A 19764-nucleotide genomic window follows, 5' to 3' on the forward strand; every position below is an offset into this window, starting at 1 on the left:
AAGAAGGGCAGTTCCCCCAATTTTTACGCCTGAAGAAGGCGAAAAAATCGGCACCCCCACCCCCGCTGCGCGGCGGGCCGCGGGCGACCCGTTCCTGACCCGGACCAAGCTCGGCCATCCCCGAGGAGACCTCTTCAATTCCTTTGACAGGAGGCTCACATGAACGCTCTTACCAAGACCCTCGACATCCCGGCTTTCGACCCCATCAGCTATGACGCCGCAGTACGCGCCGCCAGCATCAGGGCCCAGCACAGCTTCTTCGACCAGCACGTCATCGAGGACGAGTTCGGCTGCTTCCTCGCCATCGACGAAGGCGATTACAACGCCCTGCCCCAGGACCTGATCGACCGGATCGTCCATTCCGTCCCCGGCATGATGGCTGACGACTTCGACGAGGCGAACATCGCCCGCGCCGCAAGCTTCATGAGCGTGGTGATGGATCCCGAATGGGACGCGGATTGCCCGTTCTGAAATGACCAAAGTTCGCAGCGCCGGAGGGCTCCGCTGAGGGGCTCTCCGGCCCCCCTTTTTTGCGTGTCCAGATAAAGCGCAGCCGGGGCATCGAACCCCGGCTGCGCTGGCCTTTTGCAAGGCCGGTTTCAGCTTGCCCGAAGGCGTTTCTCGGCTTCGTCCAGACCGAGCTTTGCGAGAGCGGCGAAGAAGCCTTCGACCCTCTCGAACGGCGCCTTGCCGAGAACCGATTTCTGCATCAGTTCAACGCTTGCCGCCCGCTCGCTGTCACGCAGTTTCGCCTCGCGCGTTTCCAACGCTTGACGCTCCTTCGCGATCGCTGCTCGTTCCGCTTCGAGACTTCCTTTCCTGGCCATGATTGTACCTCTTGGGTTGGTGCTGAAACCTCCCGCGCGCGAGGATCGTCATCCTGGCCAGCTTGGCAAGCCCCCTGCCCTGTATCGCCCCGGTCGGATCTGCAGACTGCGTGCAATCCTGCGGCCCAGGCTACCGTTGGCAGGCCGTGAAAGGCCCACCCGGATTCGGGCAAAATCACCAAAACCCGCGAGCCATCAACGCTACAGGATCAAGGGGAAGAGGTGCAGACCGTACACGGCAGGACCGTCTGGAAAATGACGGAAATGCGTGGGTTTGGGCCAAGAGCAAATGTCCGACGGGGTCTGACATCCTCCAAACCCCGCAGAATACCGTCATTCCTGCGTCAGACCCTGTCTGACATGGCCCGCTGACACCCTCGGCATTGCCAATGAGACCCGCATAGCCTAAAACGGCGCTGCGCAATTCCCACCAGGCCCTGATGAGGGTCTGGTTATGGCAGATGAAGTCCGGCTCACGGTTCGGATACCGCGCGACCTCGCAAATGGCGTCGAGAAGGTTCAGGCTGCGCGCGGCCTGACGCCCTCGATCATTCTGCGCGACGCGCTCACCCTGTACCTCGAAGCCTTCGCCGGCAGCACCGAAACCGAGCGGCGTCGGCAGTTCTCATCCGAGTATCTGTTCCTCGGCATCGATCTCCTGATCCAGCGCCAGTTTCCCGATGCGCATGAAGCCCTGATGGCGGAAGCCGACCGCCGCGTGGAGGCGCTCTATGCGTCGTCCTGACACCTGGTCCGATCAGGCCCGCCCCGGCCAGCTCAAGCACCATTCGGCGCGCGGGAACATGCCGCGCAACGCGGGCAATTTCACTCGCGGCTCGCAGCTCATCACGCACGAATTCCTGATGTGGTTTTCCTCGGCGAAGATGCCGCTGCTGGTGTGGTTCTTCACGTTCCTGATCGCGCTCTCGATCGTCCTCGCGCTGCTGCTTCACGAGCATGAAGTGCAGATGATCCTGATGCGGATCTATGCGGAGGGATGGAGCTTCATGGAGTTCAGCCCGCGCAAGATCCTCAACCTAACCTTGCCCTCCGGCCGCGTGATCCCTGCCCCCGTTTCGATGATCGCCAGCCACCCTGATGTCGTCATCGCCTGGAACAAGCTGATGCGCGCAATTTGGGGTTCGCTGTTCATCTCGCTGTTCGTCGCGGTGCCGCTTTCGGTCTGGTTCATCGACCTCTCGCGCAAGCGCGGCAAGGCGATCCTCGAAGAACGCCACCAGCGCGGCGCGATGCTGGTCGACGCCAAGGAGCTTGCCGCCGTGATCAACCAGCACAACAGCGCCGCGCTTGCCCAGGAGATTGCCGAACGGATGCCCGGCAAGACCATGGACGACGTCATGAAAATGAGCTTTGCCGAGCGCAAGGCCGCCGGCATCCACCACGTCTACAACATCGCCGGCGTATCGTTTCCGTGGCGGAGCGAACAGGCTCACACGATCATGATCGGGTCGACCGGGACCGGCAAGACCACGCAGATGCGGGACATGATCGCGCAGATGCGCGTGCGCCAGGATCGGGCGGTCGTGTTCGATCTTACCGGGGCCTACGTCGAGGCGTTCTATAACCCCGAGACCGACACGATCCTCAACCCGATGGACGAGCGCTGCCCGAGCTGGTCGCTGTTCGACGAGGGCAAGAACTACGCCGACTTCACCGCGATCGCATCAGCCATCTTGCCGACCGACGGCGGCGGCTCGGACCCCTTCTGGATGCTGGGAGCAAGGACATTGTTTGTGCAGACCTGCGTCCAGCTCATGAAGCTCGGCCAGGCGACCAACGCCGCACTCGCCTACCGGCTGATGATGGCCGACCTTGAAGAGGTCCACGAACTGCTTCGCAATACCATTGCCGAGCCGCTGACCGCGCCAGTCGCGGCGCGCATGGCCGAGTCTGTCCGTGCAGTTCTCAACACCAATGCCCAGGCCTTGTTGTTTATTCCCGAAGGCAAGGAACCCTTCTCGATTTGCGACTGGATTCGCCACCAGGACAAGCCGGGCTCGATCCTGTTCATTACCTCTTCGCATAACGAACTGGTGCTCAACCGGGCGCTCTTGTCGCTGTGGATGAACCTTGCGGTGCATACCCTGATGCGGCTGCCGCGCACCCGGTCATTGCGCACCTGGTTCTTCTTCGACGAAGTCCATGCGCTGCACCGCCTGCCAGCGATCGAAGACGGCTTGCAGACTGCGCGCGGCTTTGGCGGCGCCTTCGTGCTCGGCATCCATTCCTTCGCCAAGCTAGCCGAGACCTATGGCAAGGAAGGCGCGCAGAACCTTGCCTCGCTGGCCCGCACCAAGCTGATCCTGGCAGCGGCCGATCGCGACACCGCCGAGCACTGCTCGGACTACATTGGTCACCGCGAAGTGCGGATGATGGATGAGGCCTACAGCTACGGCTATTCCAACATCCGCGACGCCGCGACCATTACCCCGCGCTCGGAAGTGCAGCCGCTGGTGATCCCCGATGACATCATGCGCCTGCCTTCGCTGCGCGGGTTCCTGGTCTTTCCGGAAGGGTTCGATGCGGCGCGGATCAGGCTCACCTACAAGGACTACCCCAAGGTCGCAGAGGGCTACATTCTGCGCGAGAACGTCGAGCCTATCGAGTTCATCTCCATGCCCAAGGGTGACGATGAAGTCGCCGAGACCGGCGGCCGGGACCGCAGCGGCGAACCGGAACTGGAGCCGCGCGGCGAAGACCTTGGGCGCGACCCCGCAGTGCCGTTGTCACCGGCGCTCGAGCCCGACGCCAATGCGCCGGAAATCATGCCCGATGGACCAAATCCTGATCCCAGTGTCGGCAAGCAGATGGCATTTCGTCTGGAGCAAGCGCCTCAGAACGAACGCACCAATAGCCGCGAGCAGGACCCGAGTCAGAAGGCTGAAAAGAGTTCCGCGTCCAAGCCTGCCGCGCAGCGCACCGTCGGGTCCCGCGAACTCAATGACCCCGCCATCCCCGACAAGGAATCTGAGCGCGGCGCGAAGACCGCCAAGGGGATCGAGGACCAATCGCATTCCCGTGACGACGGACCGGAGCTCTAGGCCATGCACTCGATCGCCTCCGTCCGGTCGTCGAGCGGCGCTGCCGACTACTTCGCCAACGACAACTACTACTCGGCCGATGAGCACGCGGAAGCGGGGGTCTGGGGCGGCGAAGGTGCGCGCGCGCTGGGGCTTGAGGGGCAGGTCGAGCGCGATGCGTTCGAGGGCGTGCTCAATGGGCGGCTGCCCGACGGCGAGATGGTCGGGCAGGTCGAAGGTCGGCGCCTGGGTCTCGATCTCACCTTCTCGATGCCCAAGTCTGCCTCGATCCTGGCGCTGGTCAGCGGCGACCGGCGGATCATCGATGCGCACCTGGCGGCGGTCAAATCGACCATGTCGCAGCTTGTCGAAAAGCAGTTCGCCGAGAGCCGCAACTATGAGCGCAGCCGCAGCGGCGAACCCCAGAAGACCGGTAACCTCGTCTATGCCCTGTTCGCCCACGATACGAGCCGCGCGCTCGATCCGCAGGGGCATATCCACGCCGTCGTCGCCAATCTGACTCGCGATCCCAAGGGCACCTGGAAGGCGCTGTGGAACGGCGAGATCTGGAAGAACAACACCACGATCGGCCAGTTCTACCACGCCGCCTTCCGCGCCCAGTTGCAGAAGCTCGGCTACGAAACCGAGGCTGCCGGCAAACACGGGTCGTTCGAGATCAAGGGCGTGCCCGCCGAGGTGATCAAGGCCTTCTCGACCCGCACCACCGAGATCGAGGCGAAGATCGCCGAGGTCGGGGCAACCCGCCTCGAAACCAAGAAGCAGATCACGCTTTATACCCGCGATCCCAAGCTGGCGGTCGAGGATCGCGGCGCACTGGTCGAGGGCTGGCAGCAGCGCGCGGCCGAGCTCGGGTTCGACGGCAAGGCTCTTGTTGCCGCAGCCAAGGCGCGCGCCGAAGTCGAGGCGCGGCCGAGCTTCCGCGAGACGGCCACGGCCGCGATCGGCGAAGTTTCGACCCGGATCAACGCCGCGCTGCGCACCCCAAGTCCGCTTGCCGTGAGCGGGGCCGCAGCATTGTTCCTGTCGGCCGCCACCATCAAGGCTCAGCACGCCACCGCTTCGGCGATCCGTCATCTCTCCGAGCGCGAGGCAGCGTTCTCGCCGCAGGCAATCCTGGCGAGCGCGCTGGGGTTCCATATCAAGGGCCTCGAGGGCGGCGCAGTGGTCCAGCGAATTGGCGAGCTCATTCGCGACGGGCACCTGATCCCCGGCAAGTCGGACCGGCTCGACGGGCACTCCGATCTCGTGACCACGCCGGCCGCACTGGCCATGGAGCAACGCATCCTTGACACCATCGAGCGGGGTCATGGCGAGGGCCGCGCCTTCATGCCGCCCGAGGCGGCGATGACCCGGCTGCAGGAGGCCGCGCGTGAACTTGGGCGCGAGCGTGCCGGGGTGGACACCTGGCAACTCAACGAAGGCCAACTCGCGGCGGGCGTGGCGATCCTCTCAGGCGGCGATCGCTTCCTCAACGTCCAGGGCGTCGCCGGTGCGGGCAAATCCACCCTGCTAGGCGCACTCGACAAGGTGCTGGACGCGGAAGGCGTGAAGCTTGTCGGGCTCGCTTTCCAGAACAAGATGGTCGCTGATCTGCGCGGTGGCGGCGGTCAGGGCATGTCGGCCGACCAGATGCGCGAGGCGGGGATCGAAGCCTATACCATCGCCCGGTTCCTCAATACCTACAGCTCGGCGGCCGCTGCAGGCAGCGGCGAGCGCTACGAGGCAGCGAAGGCTGCGCTCGCCAATACCGTCATCATCACCGACGAAAGCTCGATGGTTTCCTCGCGCGACATGCTGCGCCTGGTGACGCTCGCCGAGCAGCTCGACCTCGCCAAGGCGCCGTTCATGGGCGACCGCCAGCAATTGTCGGCGATCGAGCAGGGCAAGATGTTCGCGGTCTCGCAGGCCTCTGGTCAGGCGACCGTGCGGATGGATGAGAACATACGCCAGAAGAACTCGCCGCTTCTCCTCGCAGTTGCGGGGCTCTCGAACGAGGGCCATGCCGGCCTCGCACTTGACCTGCTTGCCGCGCACGGCCGCGTAATCGAAGCAGGGCCCGACCATGTCGCCCGCGCCGCCGAGCTGTGGCTCTCGCTCGAACCCGACAAGCGCGAAGCGACCGCGATCTTCACCGCCGGGCGTGACGATCGCGCCGAGATCAACGCTCGGGTCCAGGCGGGGTTGCTCAAGGAAGGGACATTGAGCGGCGCGGGCGTGCCGCTGGCGACCCTCCAGAGCGTCAACGCCACCCGCGAGGAGCTGCGGTTCGCCTCGACCTACCGGGTGGGTCAGGTGCTTGAGGCGCGGATGGAGGTGCGCGAGATCGGCCTCAAGGCCGGCGAATACCGGGTGAGCGAGGTGCGCAAGGACGGCAAGGTCGTGCTCGAGCGCGATGGCAAGCGCAAGGTCATCGATCCTGACCGGATCAATCCCGATCACCGCTTCGACCGGCTCGGGCTTCATGAAGAGAAGCAGATCCGCCTCCACGACGGCGAAACCGTGTTTTGGCGTGACAAGGACGGGTCCCGAGACATTGCCAAGTCGACCTACGCCACCGTGCTCGAGGCGCGAGCAGAAGGCATCCGGGTCGAACTTGCGGACAAGCGGCAGCTTGTCCTGGTCCCCGGCGATCCGATGCTGCGCCGTCTCGACCTTGGCTATGCGCTCAACGCTCACATGGCGCAGGGCATGACCAAGCCACAGGCGATCGAGGTCATCTCTTCGACCCAGCGCAACCTTGCCACCCAGCGCACGCAGAACGTCCTCAATACCCGCGCCACTGACGACATGACCGTCGTCACCAACAACCTCGAAGGCCTGAAACAGCAACTCGACCGCACGCCCGGCAACAAGACCTCAGCGCTCGAAGTCACCGGTAAGGTCGAGGTTGAGCCGCGCCATGTGAACCCGATCGATACCCGGCAGGTGCCCGAACTCCGCATGAGCCCCGAGCTCAAGGCCAAGCTCGACGCAGTGCTCGGCAAGGTGGCGGAGGCGCCGGTGAAGCAGATGCGCCCGGAAAAGACGCTGGGGCTCGACCTGTGAGGGCTCGGTTTGCCTTTTCTCCCGACGCCGCGGGCCGCGTGTTCGATCGCGCGCAGGCAACTCTGGTCTGGCTGGCGGTGCTGGTTTTCTTGTCTTCCGAGCCGGCGGTGCGCGGCCTGGCGATCGCCGCGATGCTCGCCGTCGCGCTCGCGGCAACGGTGGTCGCGCTCCTCGCTGAGGCCGCCCCGTCCCTTCCTCAATCGCCAACCCCTCCCCCGGCTGCCCATCCTGGAGACTGACCATGGCCTACGAGCATGACGAAATCGGCGACTTTGCCAGCGAGCGCGACGCGCAGGACTGGGCCGAGCGCAACAACATCGATCCATCAGATCTCCACTTCCGCGCCCGCGGCAAGCGGGGTGTCACCCTGAGCGTGCGCCGGTCGGCGCTCGGGGATTCATCGCAAGCCGACCTCTCGTTCGGTCGGCGGACCGGCTTTTTCTGAAAACCCAAGGAGAATGATGATGAAGTGTACTCTCTATCTCGTCCTGCCGTTGCTTGCGGTAACGGCCACCCCTGCCCTCGCGGCGAATCCGAGCTCGCAGGAGCCGGCGGCGACCGCAGCGACCCCCGCCGCCGCGCAGCGGGCAACCGACAGGGAGGCCATGACCGAGCAGGTCCGGCAGAAGCTCGCGCGCCTGCGCGAAGCGCTCGAAGCGCGCAAAGGGGATGCCAAGGCCGGCGTGCCGCGCGCCCAGCATGAAGTGCAAGGCCTCTGTTCGGATTGCCCGGACGAGGACACGCACGCCCATCATCATTCCGTCAGCGAAGGGAGCGAAGTCGACTGCATCGAGTGTGTCGACCGCGCAGTCTACGCCTGATCGGGAAGGCGCGGTCCGGGTCACCTCCCACCGGGCCGCGCCGACCCGCTCATTCATTGTCGACCGGTTGGGCGCTGCCTTCGCCACGCACAAACCAGGAGAGATCCAATGCTCGCTACTGCCGATGCCCCGCCTACCTCCGTCGCCCGCAATAGGCGGCGCAAGGCGTTATGGCAGCCACGCGCTGACCAGACGCGCCTTGCAGCACGGGTCGCCGAGATCCTCAGAACCTCGAGCCATGCCTATCTTGAGGCCCCCACCGGATCGGGCAAGACCCTTACTATGGCGCTTATCGGCGAGCTCCGCGCAGAGGAGACCAAGGTCTACCTTGCGCATAGCGTTGATATCGTTGACCAGACTTCCCGTCAGTTTGATGCCTTCGCTGCCGCTGGCGTGATCTCCAACCGCGCGTCATGGCGTTGCACAACGTGGCAATCCTATCGCGAAGCAGTCCGGCGAGGCCGGCTCCAGGAACTCGTGGGCACGGCTTCGCCCGATCTGGTTTTTGTCGATGAATGCCACATCGGAGGCGGCGATGGGCCGGACAGCAATGTCTCCTTTCAGGCAATCCGCGCGACAGCAAGGAAAGTCGTCTGGGTTTCGGCAACTCCCTGGGACGTCAACGAGGCGGTACTTGGAGTTCGGGAGGGTTGCTCTGCGGTCCTGCGAATGCAGGAGGCGTTCAATCTCGAACTGCTCAATGCGACGGACATTGTCCGGATCGACTGCGGTCTCAGATTGCGAGCCGCGGTCGCACAGTTGGAAAAGAGCTCGGGGGCCGCCTTTTCGTCGCTTGCGAGGCAAAGCTTCGTAGTTGAGCAGGATTGTGCCGAGCTCGCCTATGATGACCTTTCTGGTCAGGTCGAAAAGTTGCTCGACCGCTCGTTGCGTCCATCTGACGTTTCGACCATTGTGCGCCATCGCATCCGCCTTCTCGCCGACGTCTATCTGCAGCGACATATGTCCGAACGCGCGATGTTCTGGCTGCCCAATCAGACCTATGCTCGTGAATGTGCGCAATACATCGCCGACCGGCTCCCGAGCGGGGAACGCGCCGAAGCCATCATCCATGATCCCGGCAATAGCGTCGCCGAAATGGAATACGGTATTGCGGCGCGAGAGGCGTTTGCCAGGGAGGACGGCTCGGTCAGGGTTGCTTGCGTCGTATTCCGGCTCCGCGAAGGGTTCGATTCACCGGGGCTGCGTCTGGGTTTCGATTGTTCGTGGTCGCCGCGCAATTTGCGCGCAACGGTTCAGAAGATCGGTCGGCTAACGCGCAAGGCCCCAGGCAAGCCGCGCAGTCAGTATTACTATGCGGTCGACGTTAAGACAGTCGCCGGGGCCCGAGCGAGCCAGTTATCCGAGGCCTTTCTCGGGGGGGTACAGGCCGCGCTTCGTGCGGACATACCCAGTGCGCAGTTCACAGCTGAGGCAATTATCGAGGCAGGTGCGATTGCCAACGCGATGAGCGGCAGCGTCGGCGGCGGGCCGCGCAGCTTCTGGTCGCAGGGCTCCTGGACGGGCGAAGCAATCACCCGCGCACATGTGCCGCTTTTCGAGTTCGACCAGGTTGCCGGATATGCCGAAGTCAGCCGAGCAACGCTCGATGCCGCTTTCCTCAAGCCGGACGAACAACTGGACGAGTCTGTTGTAGCCGAACTCGCGGAGCGTTTCCTGGAAGGGCTTGAGCAGGGCCAGCGCGCAGAAGACTATCCGCCTGCCGTGGTCAACGCTCTGCGGCGCTGCTGCACCAAACTGGATTCTCTCCATGATTTGATGTTTCATCGCCGTCTCAACCGGGCCACGCCTGCTCTTGCGACCAGGTGGGGCTGTGTTCTGTCGGATGTTGTACTCGACCGGATGGACCGGGACGATGCCATTGTCGCAGCGATCGAGGCAGGCAAACCGCGTCCGTCGCAAAGGACCTTTGAAGGGCAGCAGTTTTCTCGCGCTTTGATTGCAACTGGCCCCTACTTTCGGCCTGATCTCGCGGCACGCTTGGCCGTCTTGGGACAATATGAGCCGCAGCAGGACAGGCGCATGCGGCTGAAGCATGAAACCGACTTGAACATCGAGCGGATAGTCGGACTAATCGAACGCGGCGAAGAGCCACCTGCGCAAGGCACGGCCGACCGAAATCGGCTGAGTGGCTGGCTCTCGCCTTTTGGTTCAAAGACCCGTCCCGATGTGCGGGAGCGGATCGAGCGGGTCCGTCCCGACCTGATTCCGAAGGGGATTTCCTATGTCGAACGGGACGCCTCGCGCCGACAACGGCAGCTAGAGATGATTGCATGGGTGACACAACACAAGGCCCTTCCCCCTGCAAGCAGCGGCCTCGGCAAAATTTTGAAGGCCTGGGTCCAGAGGAATCCCTCATTCCTTGCCGCATTTCTGAAGGAACTAAAAAATGCTGCGCGCCCGGGAAAGATCGACGTCAAACTCAAGCCTCGGACAAACCGAAAGCGCAAGGCTAGGAAGCCCTTGGCCAGGAGCGGGACACGCTCGGCAATATCGCCTGTCGCCCAGCATTCGGCCGCGATGCCGCGATGACGCACATGCAACGCTGGAATTTGTCCGGCCGTTTGCTATGGACACCGACGTGTCCGCACAAGTGCTCCGGCACGCAATCTACCCAATTCGAACCCGATCCAGCACATGAACCTCCCTGCCCGCCGCACGGCCAACACCATAACCGGAACGATCGAGGCGGGACCGCGCGGACCGATCCTGCGCGATGCCGACGGCCTTGCCTGGCGGCTGCATTTTGGCGAGGAATCGGTGCCAGAAGGACTGGAGGGACAGGTCAGCGTGCGCGGCAAGATCGTACAGCCCGACCGGATCGACGTCGAGTTCTGCGCCGCGATTGATTGAATTCTCGGCTCGGCGCGCACGTGCAAACTGTACTCTACAGGTATCCATCGTCATGACGGGCCGGGAGCGGAATTAGCAGCCGATGTGATCTCGAGTAGTCGAAGCGCTGCGTGATAAGGGTGCCTACCTAAATTGCACCATTTCAGAGACATTATTCGGCAAATTTAACTTGGCGCAATATTGACAGATTCCCAAGTTTCAACAATCGTTTGCTTGGATTTTGGCTCGGGGGCGGCTTGATGCGAATGCAGCGACTGCTGATCGATCGAAGCACGCTTGACCTGATCACCTCAGATGCCCGGGACTTCCTCAATGTGCTGAACGCCGCCGGGCTATTGAAGGCATCGGCCCTGATGCAGGGCGTCCTCGAACAGCTCGCGTCGGACAGAAATCGCCTGCCCGAAGACAGTGACAAGACAGGTACAAACTAGGGCTATCTGAGGTTGGCGGCCGGAACTCCGAACGGGATCGTCCGGCCATCGGCGCCCGGCTCACGTGTGCCCTGACCAAAGAGCCTGCCCTCGAACTCGAAGGTCGGCGCGAACCGGACAATCGTCGCCGCCTCGCCCGCTTCGCGCCCGGCCAGGTCTTCAATCGCCGCCAACACCGCCTCGCGCGACGAGTAGATGTCCTCGCGCATCAGCAGCCGCGCCATCGAGCCCGATCGCTCGGCGATGGCGGACGCGATCTTCTGGTGCATGCGGAACGACTGTTCGGCATCTTCGGCGCGCTGTGACCAGACGATCCGGCGGTGAAGCGCATTGGGAAGCACCATGCGCGCCATCTCCGGCATTTGCGGGATGCGCGACATGCGCATGATCTCGACGTGGAACCTGAGGTTCTCGATGACCACGCGCTCGAGTGAATCCGGACCCTCGGGCGTCGCTTCCCGGGCTTCGGCGGCGAGCGCGGCAAGCAGAGAGATCTCGGCATCGCTGGCCCGCTCAGCCGCGCGAAACGCAGCGAGGCCTTCGAAATTGGCGCGCATCTCGAACAGGTCCTCGACCTCTTCGCGGCCCCAGGTGCGCACGGTAAATTCGCTCCGGCCCTGGCGGGTCAGGTAGCCTTCGTGAGCTAGAGCACTCAGCACTTCGGCGACCCCGGCCGGGCGGCAATCGTAGACTTCGCCAACCTCGGCCTTGCTGATCGACTGCCCCGGAAGGTAGCGCGCAGACAGCACCCCGAACCTCAATTCGAGGAACATGAGTTCAGAAAGGGACTGTGCTCTGGTCAATCGACCTCCCTCATGGGTGAGTTCTGGCTCACCGCATTGTTTCGTACTTCCTAGCACAACATCGTTTTGATTTCCGAATCCGGGAGCTTCGCATTATCCCCATTTGGTCGTCGTTCGGGTTTTTGGGGCAGCAGTGGCCAAAGCAAAATTGCCAGTCATGACAACGATTGCCTGCCCGGCGCAGATGATCTTTGCCGTGCTGCGCGAGCCCCGCAAGCGGCGGCGCTATGACAGCGCGGTCGATATTCCCGGCCTTCAGGGTCGCGATCCCGCCGAGGCAGAGCGCCTGGCACTTGAACTCACCGATCTTGGCCTCATTGCGCGTGACCATGGCCGCTACACCATCATCGACTGGAGCGTTGACCGGATCTCCGAGCACCTGGCTCTGGCCGGTGCGATCCAGGCCTTGGCGGCAGCCGAGGTAGCCGCTTGTCACGGAAAGACGGATTTCAGCCATCTCGAGGCGCTGAATTCGGCGCTCAAGGCCTATGACGACATGGATGCGGCAAACCTGCTCCAAGGGGCCTACATCGATTATCAGTGGCACCTCGAACTCGTCCGTCTGAGCGGTAATCGGGCGGCGCTTGCGGCTTATGGCAAGGCGGTTCCGCCGGCGGTGTGGATTGCAGGCGCCAACTACTTCCAGCTCGACGAAGCGCGCAGTTCCTTGGTCGAGCACGACCGTCTGGTCGCCTACATGAAGGCGGGCGATACCCTGCGCGCGCGTGATGCGGTCTCGTTCCATGTCGAGGAAGCCGCCACGCAGATCCGTCGCGCCGGCACGGCAAGGATTGAGAGCTATCCGAGCAAAGGGACCTGACCTCCAGCGCCGCAGCGCTGCGAGGAAAGGGGGTTCTAGGCTTGTGCGGAGGGCTCGACCTGTTGCTGGCACATGATTGAAAATCCAGTCTGTTTGGGGTAATCATGGCCAGGGCGAGGAGACCCTCGATGGACCATGATCGCTACGGACTGGATGGAATGCCAATCTCTTGTCGCGGGGCCGACTGCGACCCTGTGACAGGCATTGCTTTTCCCAAGACTCCAACGTCTGAGAATGGCGGCATTCCGCATCTCAGAGTTATCTTGGCTTTGATGATGATCGCGTTTGTCGGCTTCTTCGCATGGCAGACCCATATGCTTGGCTAAGCGATCAAGTCCGCCTCCGAGCGACATGCAGGTGGTCGCGCTCGGGCTTGTCCGGGAAGCGTTCGAACTGAACAGCATATCCGTCGCCAAGCCGTGACCGGACCTGTGATGCCAAGCGTTCGCCCTGCTCGTCGGAGATGTTGTTGCCTCTAAAATCCAGGGCGCGGTCGTCATAATGTGCCGACCCGGCCATGTGCTGGGTGCTGTCATTTCCCGAGGTCACCACCGGGGTTGGCAGACCGAGCGAGCGGGCTTCCTCAGCCACCGCCCCCATCGCGGCAACCAGGTCCCCATCCATATGCCCAAGCCTTGCCCCCGGCTTGACCTTGATGCCAAGGTCGCGCGCTAGAGCGGTTTTCGACCGCTTTGAGTCGGCATGGGATTCCCGTCGGCTGAGATTTCTGATTCAGAATCCATGCTGGTGAAGGAGGCCGGCATGGATGGGTCACGGTCTTTCGATGGATTTGCGGGTCCGGCTTCTGGCTGCGGTTGACGGTGGGCTGAGTTGCCGAGCGGCGGCAGCGCGGTTTGGCGTCGCCCCTTCGACGGCGATCCGGTGGCATGCGCAGCGGCGTGCCACCGGTGACTTTGCTCCCAGGCCTCAAGGTGGCGACATGCGCTCGCGCCGGGTGGAGGAGCGATCTGCCGACATTCTGGCACTTTGGGAGGCGCGCAAGGACATCTCGCTGGAGGAGTTGCGCATCGCCTTGGCTGAGGTTGGCCTGACCGTCTCGGTTGCCGGGCTGCATCGCTTCTTCGTGCGCCGGGGCATGACGCGCAAAAAAAGACTGGCCATGCTGTCGAGCAGGACCGTCCCGACGTCCTGAAGCAGCGTCACCACTGGTTCGACGGCCAGATCGATCTGGAACCCGAGCGCCTGGTCTTTATCGACGAGACGTGGACCGCCACCAACATGACCCGCAGCCATGGCCGTTGCGCCAAGGGTGAGCGGCTGCGGATGGGCTACCCACATGGTCATCGCAAGACCACCACGCTGGTTGCAGGCCTGCGGATGACCGGCATGGTCGCGCCGATGGTGCTGGACGGGCCGATCAACGGTGACTGGTTCGAAGCCTACGTGGCGCAGGTTCTCGTGCCCGAACTGCGGCCCGGTGACGTCGTCATCATGGACAACCTGTCGAGCCACAAGCGCCCCGCAGTCCGCGACCGGATCGAGGCGGCAGGAGCAACACTGCGCTTCCTCCCGCCCTACAGCCCCGACTTCAACCCGATCGAGAAGGCCTTCTCCCGGCTCAAGGCCATGCTCCGAAAAGCAGGCGAACGAACCGTCAGCGGCCTGTGGGACCTCATCGGCAAGCTCGTCGACATCTTCCGGCCCGCCGAATGCGCCAACTACTTCAGTTCATGCGGATATGATCCAGACTGATCGAAAATCGCTCTAGCGCGGCGCCATCGACCGGACCATTGGGCACCGCAAGCAGTGTGCCGCCTTCGAGCGGCGAAGGCACCAGCCCCTCTGCGCGGGGGGATGGAAGCGAAGGGGTTTGCGGCATGCCGAGATCGGTATTGGTCCCCAGCGATCCATTGCCTGCGATCCCGGCGATGTCGCTGAGCTCGTCGATCCGGTGAGCGCGCAAGTCGCCCATCAGGTCGTCCATGATATATGTGATGGCCTGGTCGCGCCGCGTCACATCCCGATAGTCGAGCCGCGGATTGGAAAGATCGGGCAAGTGCCACTCGGGGTGTTCGCGCTGCAGGGCCTCATAGCGGTCCTGGATCAGGTTCGACATATCGCTCGAAATCTGGAAGCCGTGGCTTTCGGCGTAGCTCGCTTCGGACATCATTCGGCTGCCTATCTCGCGATAGCGAGCAGCAGCGGCGCGCCGTTCCTCGGCCTCAGCGACACGCCAATCACTTCCATCGGTGGTGGTGTGCGAGCGGCTATGGTCAGTGTAGTCCGAGCTCTGGCTGTAGGTGCCCGAAGACTGGATATCGCCGCTCGACCCGCTGACCACCATGCGATCGCTCGTCTCGTCGGATTTGTCGGTGCCGCGCGTGGTCTGGTTCGTTGCTGAACGCTCGGTGCCGGCACGAGCATCGTCGCCCACCTCTTTCCGACCGAAAATGGAGCCCTGCAGCGTTGCTGAGGCGCCACTTCCCGCAATGTCTTTGCCAGGCGTTCCCAGCGTTCCAGATCCAGTAAGGCTCGCGGACGAGCCAAAAGTGCGGCTCGCAAAATCACCGGACGAACGTGAATTGCCCTCGCGCAGGATAAGATCATTGTTCGTGACATCACGGGTCGAGCTGCCCTTGGCCTGTTCGACGACGACGTTGCCGCCGACATTGTGAGTGTCCGATGCGCGCGATCCGCTTTCGCGCCGGGCTCCTGTCACGTCGCTGGTCGCGGTGACCGCGCTGCCGAACTGGCCCTTCGAGCTGGTCCAGCTGCTCGAGGTGCCGTTCTCGATCTTGTCGGCCTCGTTGAGATACCATTGGCCCTGGGATCTGAGGTCCGTCGCATAGCCCCGCGTCATGGTGGGCTTGAAGGGCAACTGGGACATCGCCGCATTGGTGTCGATCACCGAATGGCCCGAGCCATATTCGTTGAACATGCGCCCGTCCGCTTCGCGGAAGCCCGAGTGGCCCGCGCCTGCCAGGAGGTTGGGGGCCTGATTCCACTGCGACATCTGCCGATTGTCCGCGTTGAGATTGCCATAGCTGACATCGCCATAGGCATAGTTGCCGGTGGTCCGCTCGATCGCCGCGGCATCCGAGCCAGCCTGGACCGGGGCGAGCATCGAGCCAAGGTTGTTGGCGACCGACATGGTGCCGCGCATGACCATCAGCGCGAGCATCGGCACGGAGAGCATCAGGAACCCCGCCATCGTGGCGATGTCCTGATTAACCGCATCGATTCCCGCCCAGTTGGCGAGGTTCACGCTGCCTGCTGAAACCGCTGCGGTCTGGGAGGCCAGGCGGTCCATGATGAACGAGTGGATGAGAACGTAGATCGGTCCCCAGGCCGAGAGGTAGAAGAAGCCCGAGAAGTAGCCCTTCAGGGTCGCGATGCCGGTGCGCGGGAACAACAGCAGCGGGAAGACGATCGGGAACAGAGCGTAAAAGACCACGGTCAGGACCACGCCAAGCACCGGAATCCAGATGAGCCCCTGCTCGGCTGCCGTCGTCATCGCGTTGCGGGTCTGGGTGTCCGCGCGCTGGAGCGCGAAGGAATCGGCATCGGCATTGCCGAAGTCGAGCTGGGCGGCCTCGAAAGCGTCGACCATGCTCTTCTGCTTGAAGAACTGGTTACGCGTCATCGCGGTGCCGGTGAGCAATTGCGAGACCGCCGGCACGTCGGCGGCGAGCTTTGCCCCTGCCGCGGCCTCGGTGAGCTTGGGGTACATCGTATGCGCAAATGGCAGCGCATAGGCGTTGATCTGGTTGTCCCACTGGTTGTTGATCAGCGTCCAGGCCTGCGCACAGGTCTTGCCCTCGATATCGACCGTGCCGGTGCCGGTATCGGTCAGGTACTTCATGCCGCGGTTGGTTGCGGCATTGACCCCGAGTTCGGCCCAGAGGTCGGGCGCTTCGCTCAGCAGCTTGAGGCTCTTGGTGCCAAGCAGGATGTCGTAATAGGCGCACTGCTTGAGGTAGCCGTCGAGGTTGGCCTTGAACACGGGATCACGGATCTCGAACCCGCGCGCCTTGTCCCACATCCGCGCGCCGTAAACGAAGCCGCCGGTCGAGTAATTGAGCGCAGCAGGCATGACGAAGACTGTCTCGGCCGTGCGGGTCAGGTAGTCGCTGATCTGGCTGGTGAACGAGGCCATGGCTGCGAGCCCGATCGGCACGTTGGCGACCGTGGCGGGCGCAAGCCCGGGATTGACACGGTCGGTGACCTTCACCGTCACCGTCGGGACCATCAACACGGTGTAGATCAGCGTCGACTGGATGAACCAGCGAAACCACGCGCGCCAGTCGAGGTCCATCGCGGTAATGAGGAGCGCGTAGATCAGCCCCATCACCATGACGACGCGGATCAGCGACTTGAACCCGCCCGAGCCGGTCCAGGCGGCGATCGCGTTGAAGGTGTTGACGAGGTAGTCGCCGCCCCCGACCGTGAAGACCTCGAGCATCTCCGCCGCCCCTTACTGGACCTGGCTGCCGAGCGTGCGCGAAAAGCGCAGCGCGGCCGACATCTGGGGCGAGAGCTGGGTACGCAGGGTCTTTTCGAGCATCTGCGTGCGCTGGATCAGCGCAAAGGTCTGGTCGAAGCGCTGCGAGGTGCGCGCCGCGATCCCGAGGAAATTGCGCCGGGTCTCGTAAAGCCCCTCGCGCCATTCGCGTAAGCTATCCGCATCAGCCCCGTTGAAGTCCGAACGCGCGTTCACTGCCATGTCGATGAACCGCATGGTCATGGTGGTGACGAGATCGACCGCGACTATTTCGGAAAGGTCGTTGATCTCCTGCGCGGAGATGCCGAACTCGGCCGCTGCGCTCACGGTGATGATCTTGTAGACCGGCACGCTCGCCATGCCGAGGAGCTGGATCTCGGCCGGGGTCAACGAGGCGCCGGGATCGCGCACTTTCAAGGCCATGCTCTCGATCAGCGTGCGCACCCGCGCCTTGATCGCTGCATTAGGCCCGATCACCATGTCGATCTCGCTCGGCGCCATGCACTTGGCGCTATCGCCGCCGCAGCTCCAGTATTTGTGCGGGGTGGAAGAGGTGCCGTCGAGCATGGCGCTGATCAGCGCCGGGTCGGCCGGGCCGATGAACTGGACCCTCGGCTTGCCGCCATTACCGGCCGGATCGTAGATCACGGTCCCGACGAGGGTCATCAGGAACTCGCGGAACTGGGTGTCGAACCCACCGTATTTCTTGCCCAATGCCGCCCAGGTGTAATTGTTGGGCATCCCGGCCTGTTCCTTCATGTCCGGGTCGGAATTGGCGCTTTTCAAGGCTTCGCGCTGGCCGCCGTTGTTGCACTGCTGGCGCGCGCGGGCCCAGTCGGAGACCGCGCCCTGACTGTTGGCGATCGCCTCGCAGATGACCGAACTCGCCGTATCGCTCTTCGGCCAGAGGCCGCCGACCAGCGCCTGCGCGGTCTCGCAGGACGAGATGTTCATCTGGTTCATCTGCTGAACCTTCTGCGCCAGCTCATCCATGACCTTGCCGATCTCGGGCGAGATCGTGTCGATCGCGAGTTTGAAGGCAAAGCCGAGCGCGTTGTTCGCGGTCGCTTTCAGCATGGCGACAAGTTCGGCGGTGTTGATGAACGAGAACGACCCGGCAAAGAGGTCGATGCCGCCGCACCCGGCGCGCGCGTGGGGCAACTGGAGGTTGAAGGGCTGGATGTTCTTTTGCGGGAAGCGCGACCAGACCGAGCCCATCGAATAATAGCCCGCCGACTGGCCCTGGTAGGCGCTGGGACCGGTGACATTGGCCTGGACGCCCATGTCGGACATGAAGCTCTGCATCTCGCCTTCGACCCCGGCCGAGGCGGGTGTGGGCGAAGCGAGCAGAACCGCGGCACCGAGGACTGTGCCAAGTGCGCGGCGCGAGGCTCCATGGAGGCGGCGGGCGAAGCGACGGGCGCGCATCAGTAGTCGCTCCCCACCTTGACCTGCGTCAGCTGGAAGACGCGGTCCATGATCTCGTCCTGGCTGAGGATTCCGTAGCCGATCGGCATCGGCTGCTTGGTGACTGAATCGAACAGCACCAGCGCGGGCACCTGGCGGTCGGTGCCAAGCCCGAGCTTCTCGTATTGCCCGCTGTCGACCATGTAGCCGGGGAAGGTCGAGGAAGGTCCGCCATCGGTGGAGACCGCGAGCACCGCGAGGCCGTACTTGTCCGAGACGGCTTTGAGGATCGGCGAGAAGATGTCGCAGGCGCCGCAGCTCGAGGCGAAGAAGTAGAACACCCCGTAGCGCTGCGAGAGATTGGCCATGACCCGGTCGCGGTCGGTCTTGCGCTCGTCGATCCAGGCGCGCTTGCCGAGCGTCGAGACCGGGCGCTGCAGCGTGTAGTCGAGCCCGGGATCCTGCCACAGCGCGCGCTGCCAGACGTCGGCGAACATCGAGGAGCGGTCGAGCTGTTCGCGCTGGAAGCGGACATAGGCGGTGACGTTCTCCGGGCTCGGCTCGAGGATCGCGCGCGCCTTCAGTTCTTCAAGCTGGGTCCCGATTGCGGCCAGTCGCTCGCGCGCTGGTGGCTGCGCAGCAGCAGCTTTGCGCGGCTCCTCCTTGGGCTTCTCGCAGTAGAACCAGGTGCCGAGCTTCCTCTCCTTGCAGTAGAGCGCGTCCTCGGACTGCCGCACCTCGACACCGTCGCCCTCGGAGGCGCGCAGCGGTGCGGTCCCGGTAAGCGCGACGCTGGAGGCGGCAAGCAGGGCAATGCATTGGCGGTGGTTCATGATCCGCTCCTCTCGAATTCCTTGATCAGTGACATGAAGACGCCGAGGTCGAGCAGCCGGCGGCCGCCATCGAGCAGGCGTACAAGCGCGCAGTAGAAGCCGGACAGCGCCTCGCTCCCGGCATCGGCGATCGTGTAGGTTCCGGCCTCAAGTCGCGCCCATCCCCGCCGGACGATGGCATCGAGCTGCGCGCTGAGGCTGCGCGCGCGAACCGGGTGGTCGAACCAGGCCGAGATTTCGGCAGCGATCCCGCGCGCGGTCAGCGGCCCCTTGCGAGCGAGCGCCATGCCGACGCAGAACTCCAGCACGGTCAGATCGGGGGCTGCGGCGTAGGCCCCGAACGCGACCACGCGCGCGCCGCTTTCGGGCACAGGATTCGTGG

At 63.6% G+C, this 19764-nt stretch carries 20 protein-coding genes; 13 read left to right on the forward strand and 7 right to left on the reverse strand.

All coding sequences use genetic code 11. From position 1 onward, the window contains the following. Positions 1-159: 159 nt before the first annotated feature. Positions 160-471 (forward strand): hypothetical protein, encoded by a 312-nt coding sequence (locus tag SARO_RS17670; protein WP_010890953.1) that lies wholly within the window; start codon positions 160-162, stop codon positions 469-471. 128 nt (positions 472-599) lie between these two features. Here SARO_RS17670 and SARO_RS17675 read toward each other — a convergent pair whose 3' ends face one another. Beyond that, complete coding sequence (locus SARO_RS17675; protein ID WP_041551550.1) at positions 600-827, reverse strand: hypothetical protein; 228 nt, start codon at positions 825-827, stop codon at positions 600-602. 454 nt (positions 828-1281) lie between these two features. Between SARO_RS17675 and SARO_RS17680 the strand changes: the two genes are divergently transcribed. The 9 genes from SARO_RS17680 to SARO_RS17720 all read left to right on the forward strand — a co-directional run bounded on the left by SARO_RS17680 (position 1282) and on the right by SARO_RS17720 (position 11057). Further along, positions 1282-1572, forward strand: coding sequence for a ribbon-helix-helix protein, CopG family (locus SARO_RS17680; RefSeq protein WP_010890955.1), 291 nt, complete (start codon positions 1282-1284; stop codon positions 1570-1572). Then, positions 1559-3889 (forward strand): type IV secretion system DNA-binding domain-containing protein, encoded by a 2331-nt coding sequence (locus tag SARO_RS17685; RefSeq protein WP_010890956.1) that lies wholly within the window; start codon positions 1559-1561, stop codon positions 3887-3889. Before SARO_RS17680 ends, SARO_RS17685 begins: the two co-directional genes overlap by 14 nt. A 3-nt stretch (positions 3890-3892) precedes the next feature. After that, a complete protein-coding gene (gene mobF, locus SARO_RS17690; protein WP_010890957.1) occupies positions 3893-6934 on the forward strand; it encodes a MobF family relaxase in 3042 nt (1013 codons plus the stop codon). 38 nt (positions 6935-6972) lie between these two features. Beyond that, positions 6973-7173 (forward strand): hypothetical protein, encoded by a 201-nt coding sequence (locus tag SARO_RS17695; RefSeq protein WP_234007470.1) that lies wholly within the window; start codon positions 6973-6975, stop codon positions 7171-7173. 2 nt (positions 7174-7175) lie between these two features. After that, entirely contained in the window at positions 7176-7379 is a 204-nt protein-coding gene (locus SARO_RS17700; RefSeq protein ID WP_010890958.1) for a hypothetical protein, read from the forward strand. Positions 7380-7395: 16 nt separating this feature from the next. Next, positions 7396-7755 carry a hypothetical protein gene (locus SARO_RS17705; RefSeq protein ID WP_011906608.1) on the forward strand — a complete coding sequence of 120 codons (360 nt, stop codon included), beginning with the start codon at positions 7396-7398 and terminating at the stop codon, positions 7753-7755. 108 nt (positions 7756-7863) lie between these two features. Further along, complete coding sequence (locus SARO_RS17710) at positions 7864-10305, forward strand: DEAD/DEAH box helicase (protein ID WP_010890960.1); 2442 nt, start codon at positions 7864-7866, stop codon at positions 10303-10305. A gap of 105 nt (positions 10306-10410) precedes the next feature. After that, the gene (locus tag SARO_RS17715; protein ID WP_010890961.1) at positions 10411-10626 is read left to right on the forward strand and encodes a DUF5818 domain-containing protein; all 216 of its coding nucleotides are present in this window, start codon (positions 10411-10413) and stop codon (positions 10624-10626) included. 245 nt (positions 10627-10871) lie between these two features. Further along, positions 10872-11057: a hypothetical protein gene (locus SARO_RS17720; protein WP_041551553.1), complete on the forward strand. Its 186-nt coding sequence runs from the start codon at positions 10872-10874 to the stop codon at positions 11055-11057. Positions 11058-11059: 2 nt separating this feature from the next. Here the strand turns inward: SARO_RS17720 and SARO_RS17725 are convergent, their stop codons facing one another. Then, a complete protein-coding gene (locus tag SARO_RS17725) occupies positions 11060-11860 on the reverse strand; it encodes a GntR family transcriptional regulator (RefSeq protein ID WP_010890963.1) in 801 nt (266 codons plus the stop codon). Positions 11861-12017: 157 nt separating this feature from the next. Between SARO_RS17725 and SARO_RS17730 the strand changes: the two genes are divergently transcribed. Both SARO_RS17730 and SARO_RS20805 read left to right on the forward strand, forming a co-directional pair. Beyond that, a complete protein-coding gene (locus SARO_RS17730) occupies positions 12018-12680 on the forward strand; it encodes an FCD domain-containing protein (RefSeq protein ID WP_011906606.1) in 663 nt (220 codons plus the stop codon). A 128-nt stretch (positions 12681-12808) separates the two neighbouring features. After that, the gene (locus tag SARO_RS20805; RefSeq protein WP_122129310.1) at positions 12809-13006 is read left to right on the forward strand and encodes a hypothetical protein; all 198 of its coding nucleotides are present in this window, start codon (positions 12809-12811) and stop codon (positions 13004-13006) included. 4 nt (positions 13007-13010) lie between these two features. Here the strand turns inward: SARO_RS20805 and SARO_RS17735 are convergent, their stop codons facing one another. Next, positions 13011-13304 carry a hypothetical protein gene (locus SARO_RS17735; protein ID WP_049759555.1) on the reverse strand — a complete coding sequence of 98 codons (294 nt, stop codon included), beginning with the start codon at positions 13302-13304 and terminating at the stop codon, positions 13011-13013. Positions 13305-13446: 142 nt separating this feature from the next. Here SARO_RS17735 and SARO_RS20810 point away from each other — a divergent pair. Further along, a protein-coding gene (locus SARO_RS20810; protein WP_086000218.1) for an IS630 family transposase occupies positions 13447-14393 on the forward strand; the annotation gives its coding sequence in 2 pieces (ribosomal slippage) (positions 13447-13783 and positions 13783-14393; 948 coding nt in all). Here the strand turns inward: SARO_RS20810 and SARO_RS17750 are convergent. Genes SARO_RS17750 through SARO_RS17765 form a run of 4 tightly spaced genes read right to left on the reverse strand, consistent with a single transcriptional unit; the run spans position 14365 to position 19753 of the window. Then, entirely contained in the window at positions 14365-17103 is a 2739-nt protein-coding gene (locus tag SARO_RS17750; RefSeq protein ID WP_010890969.1) for a conjugal transfer protein TraG N-terminal domain-containing protein, read from the reverse strand. The genes SARO_RS20810 and SARO_RS17750 overlap by 29 nt on opposite strands. A gap of 12 nt (positions 17104-17115) precedes the next feature. Then, positions 17116-18570 (reverse strand): conjugal transfer protein TraH, encoded by a 1455-nt coding sequence (locus tag SARO_RS17755; protein WP_010890970.1) that lies wholly within the window; start codon positions 18568-18570, stop codon positions 17116-17118. Beyond that, positions 18570-19382 carry a thioredoxin family protein gene (locus tag SARO_RS17760; RefSeq protein WP_010890971.1) on the reverse strand — a complete coding sequence of 271 codons (813 nt, stop codon included), beginning with the start codon at positions 19380-19382 and terminating at the stop codon, positions 18570-18572. The genes SARO_RS17755 and SARO_RS17760 overlap by 1 nt, the downstream gene beginning before the upstream one ends. Continuing rightward, entirely contained in the window at positions 19379-19753 is a 375-nt protein-coding gene (locus SARO_RS17765) for a hypothetical protein (protein ID WP_234007471.1), read from the reverse strand. Before SARO_RS17765 ends, SARO_RS17760 begins: the two co-directional genes overlap by 4 nt. Positions 19754-19764 lie beyond the last annotated feature (11 nt).

It is taken from the genome of Novosphingobium aromaticivorans DSM 12444, from assembly GCF_000013325.1.
GTDB classification, from domain to species: Bacteria; Pseudomonadota; Alphaproteobacteria; order Sphingomonadales; family Sphingomonadaceae; genus Novosphingobium; species Novosphingobium aromaticivorans.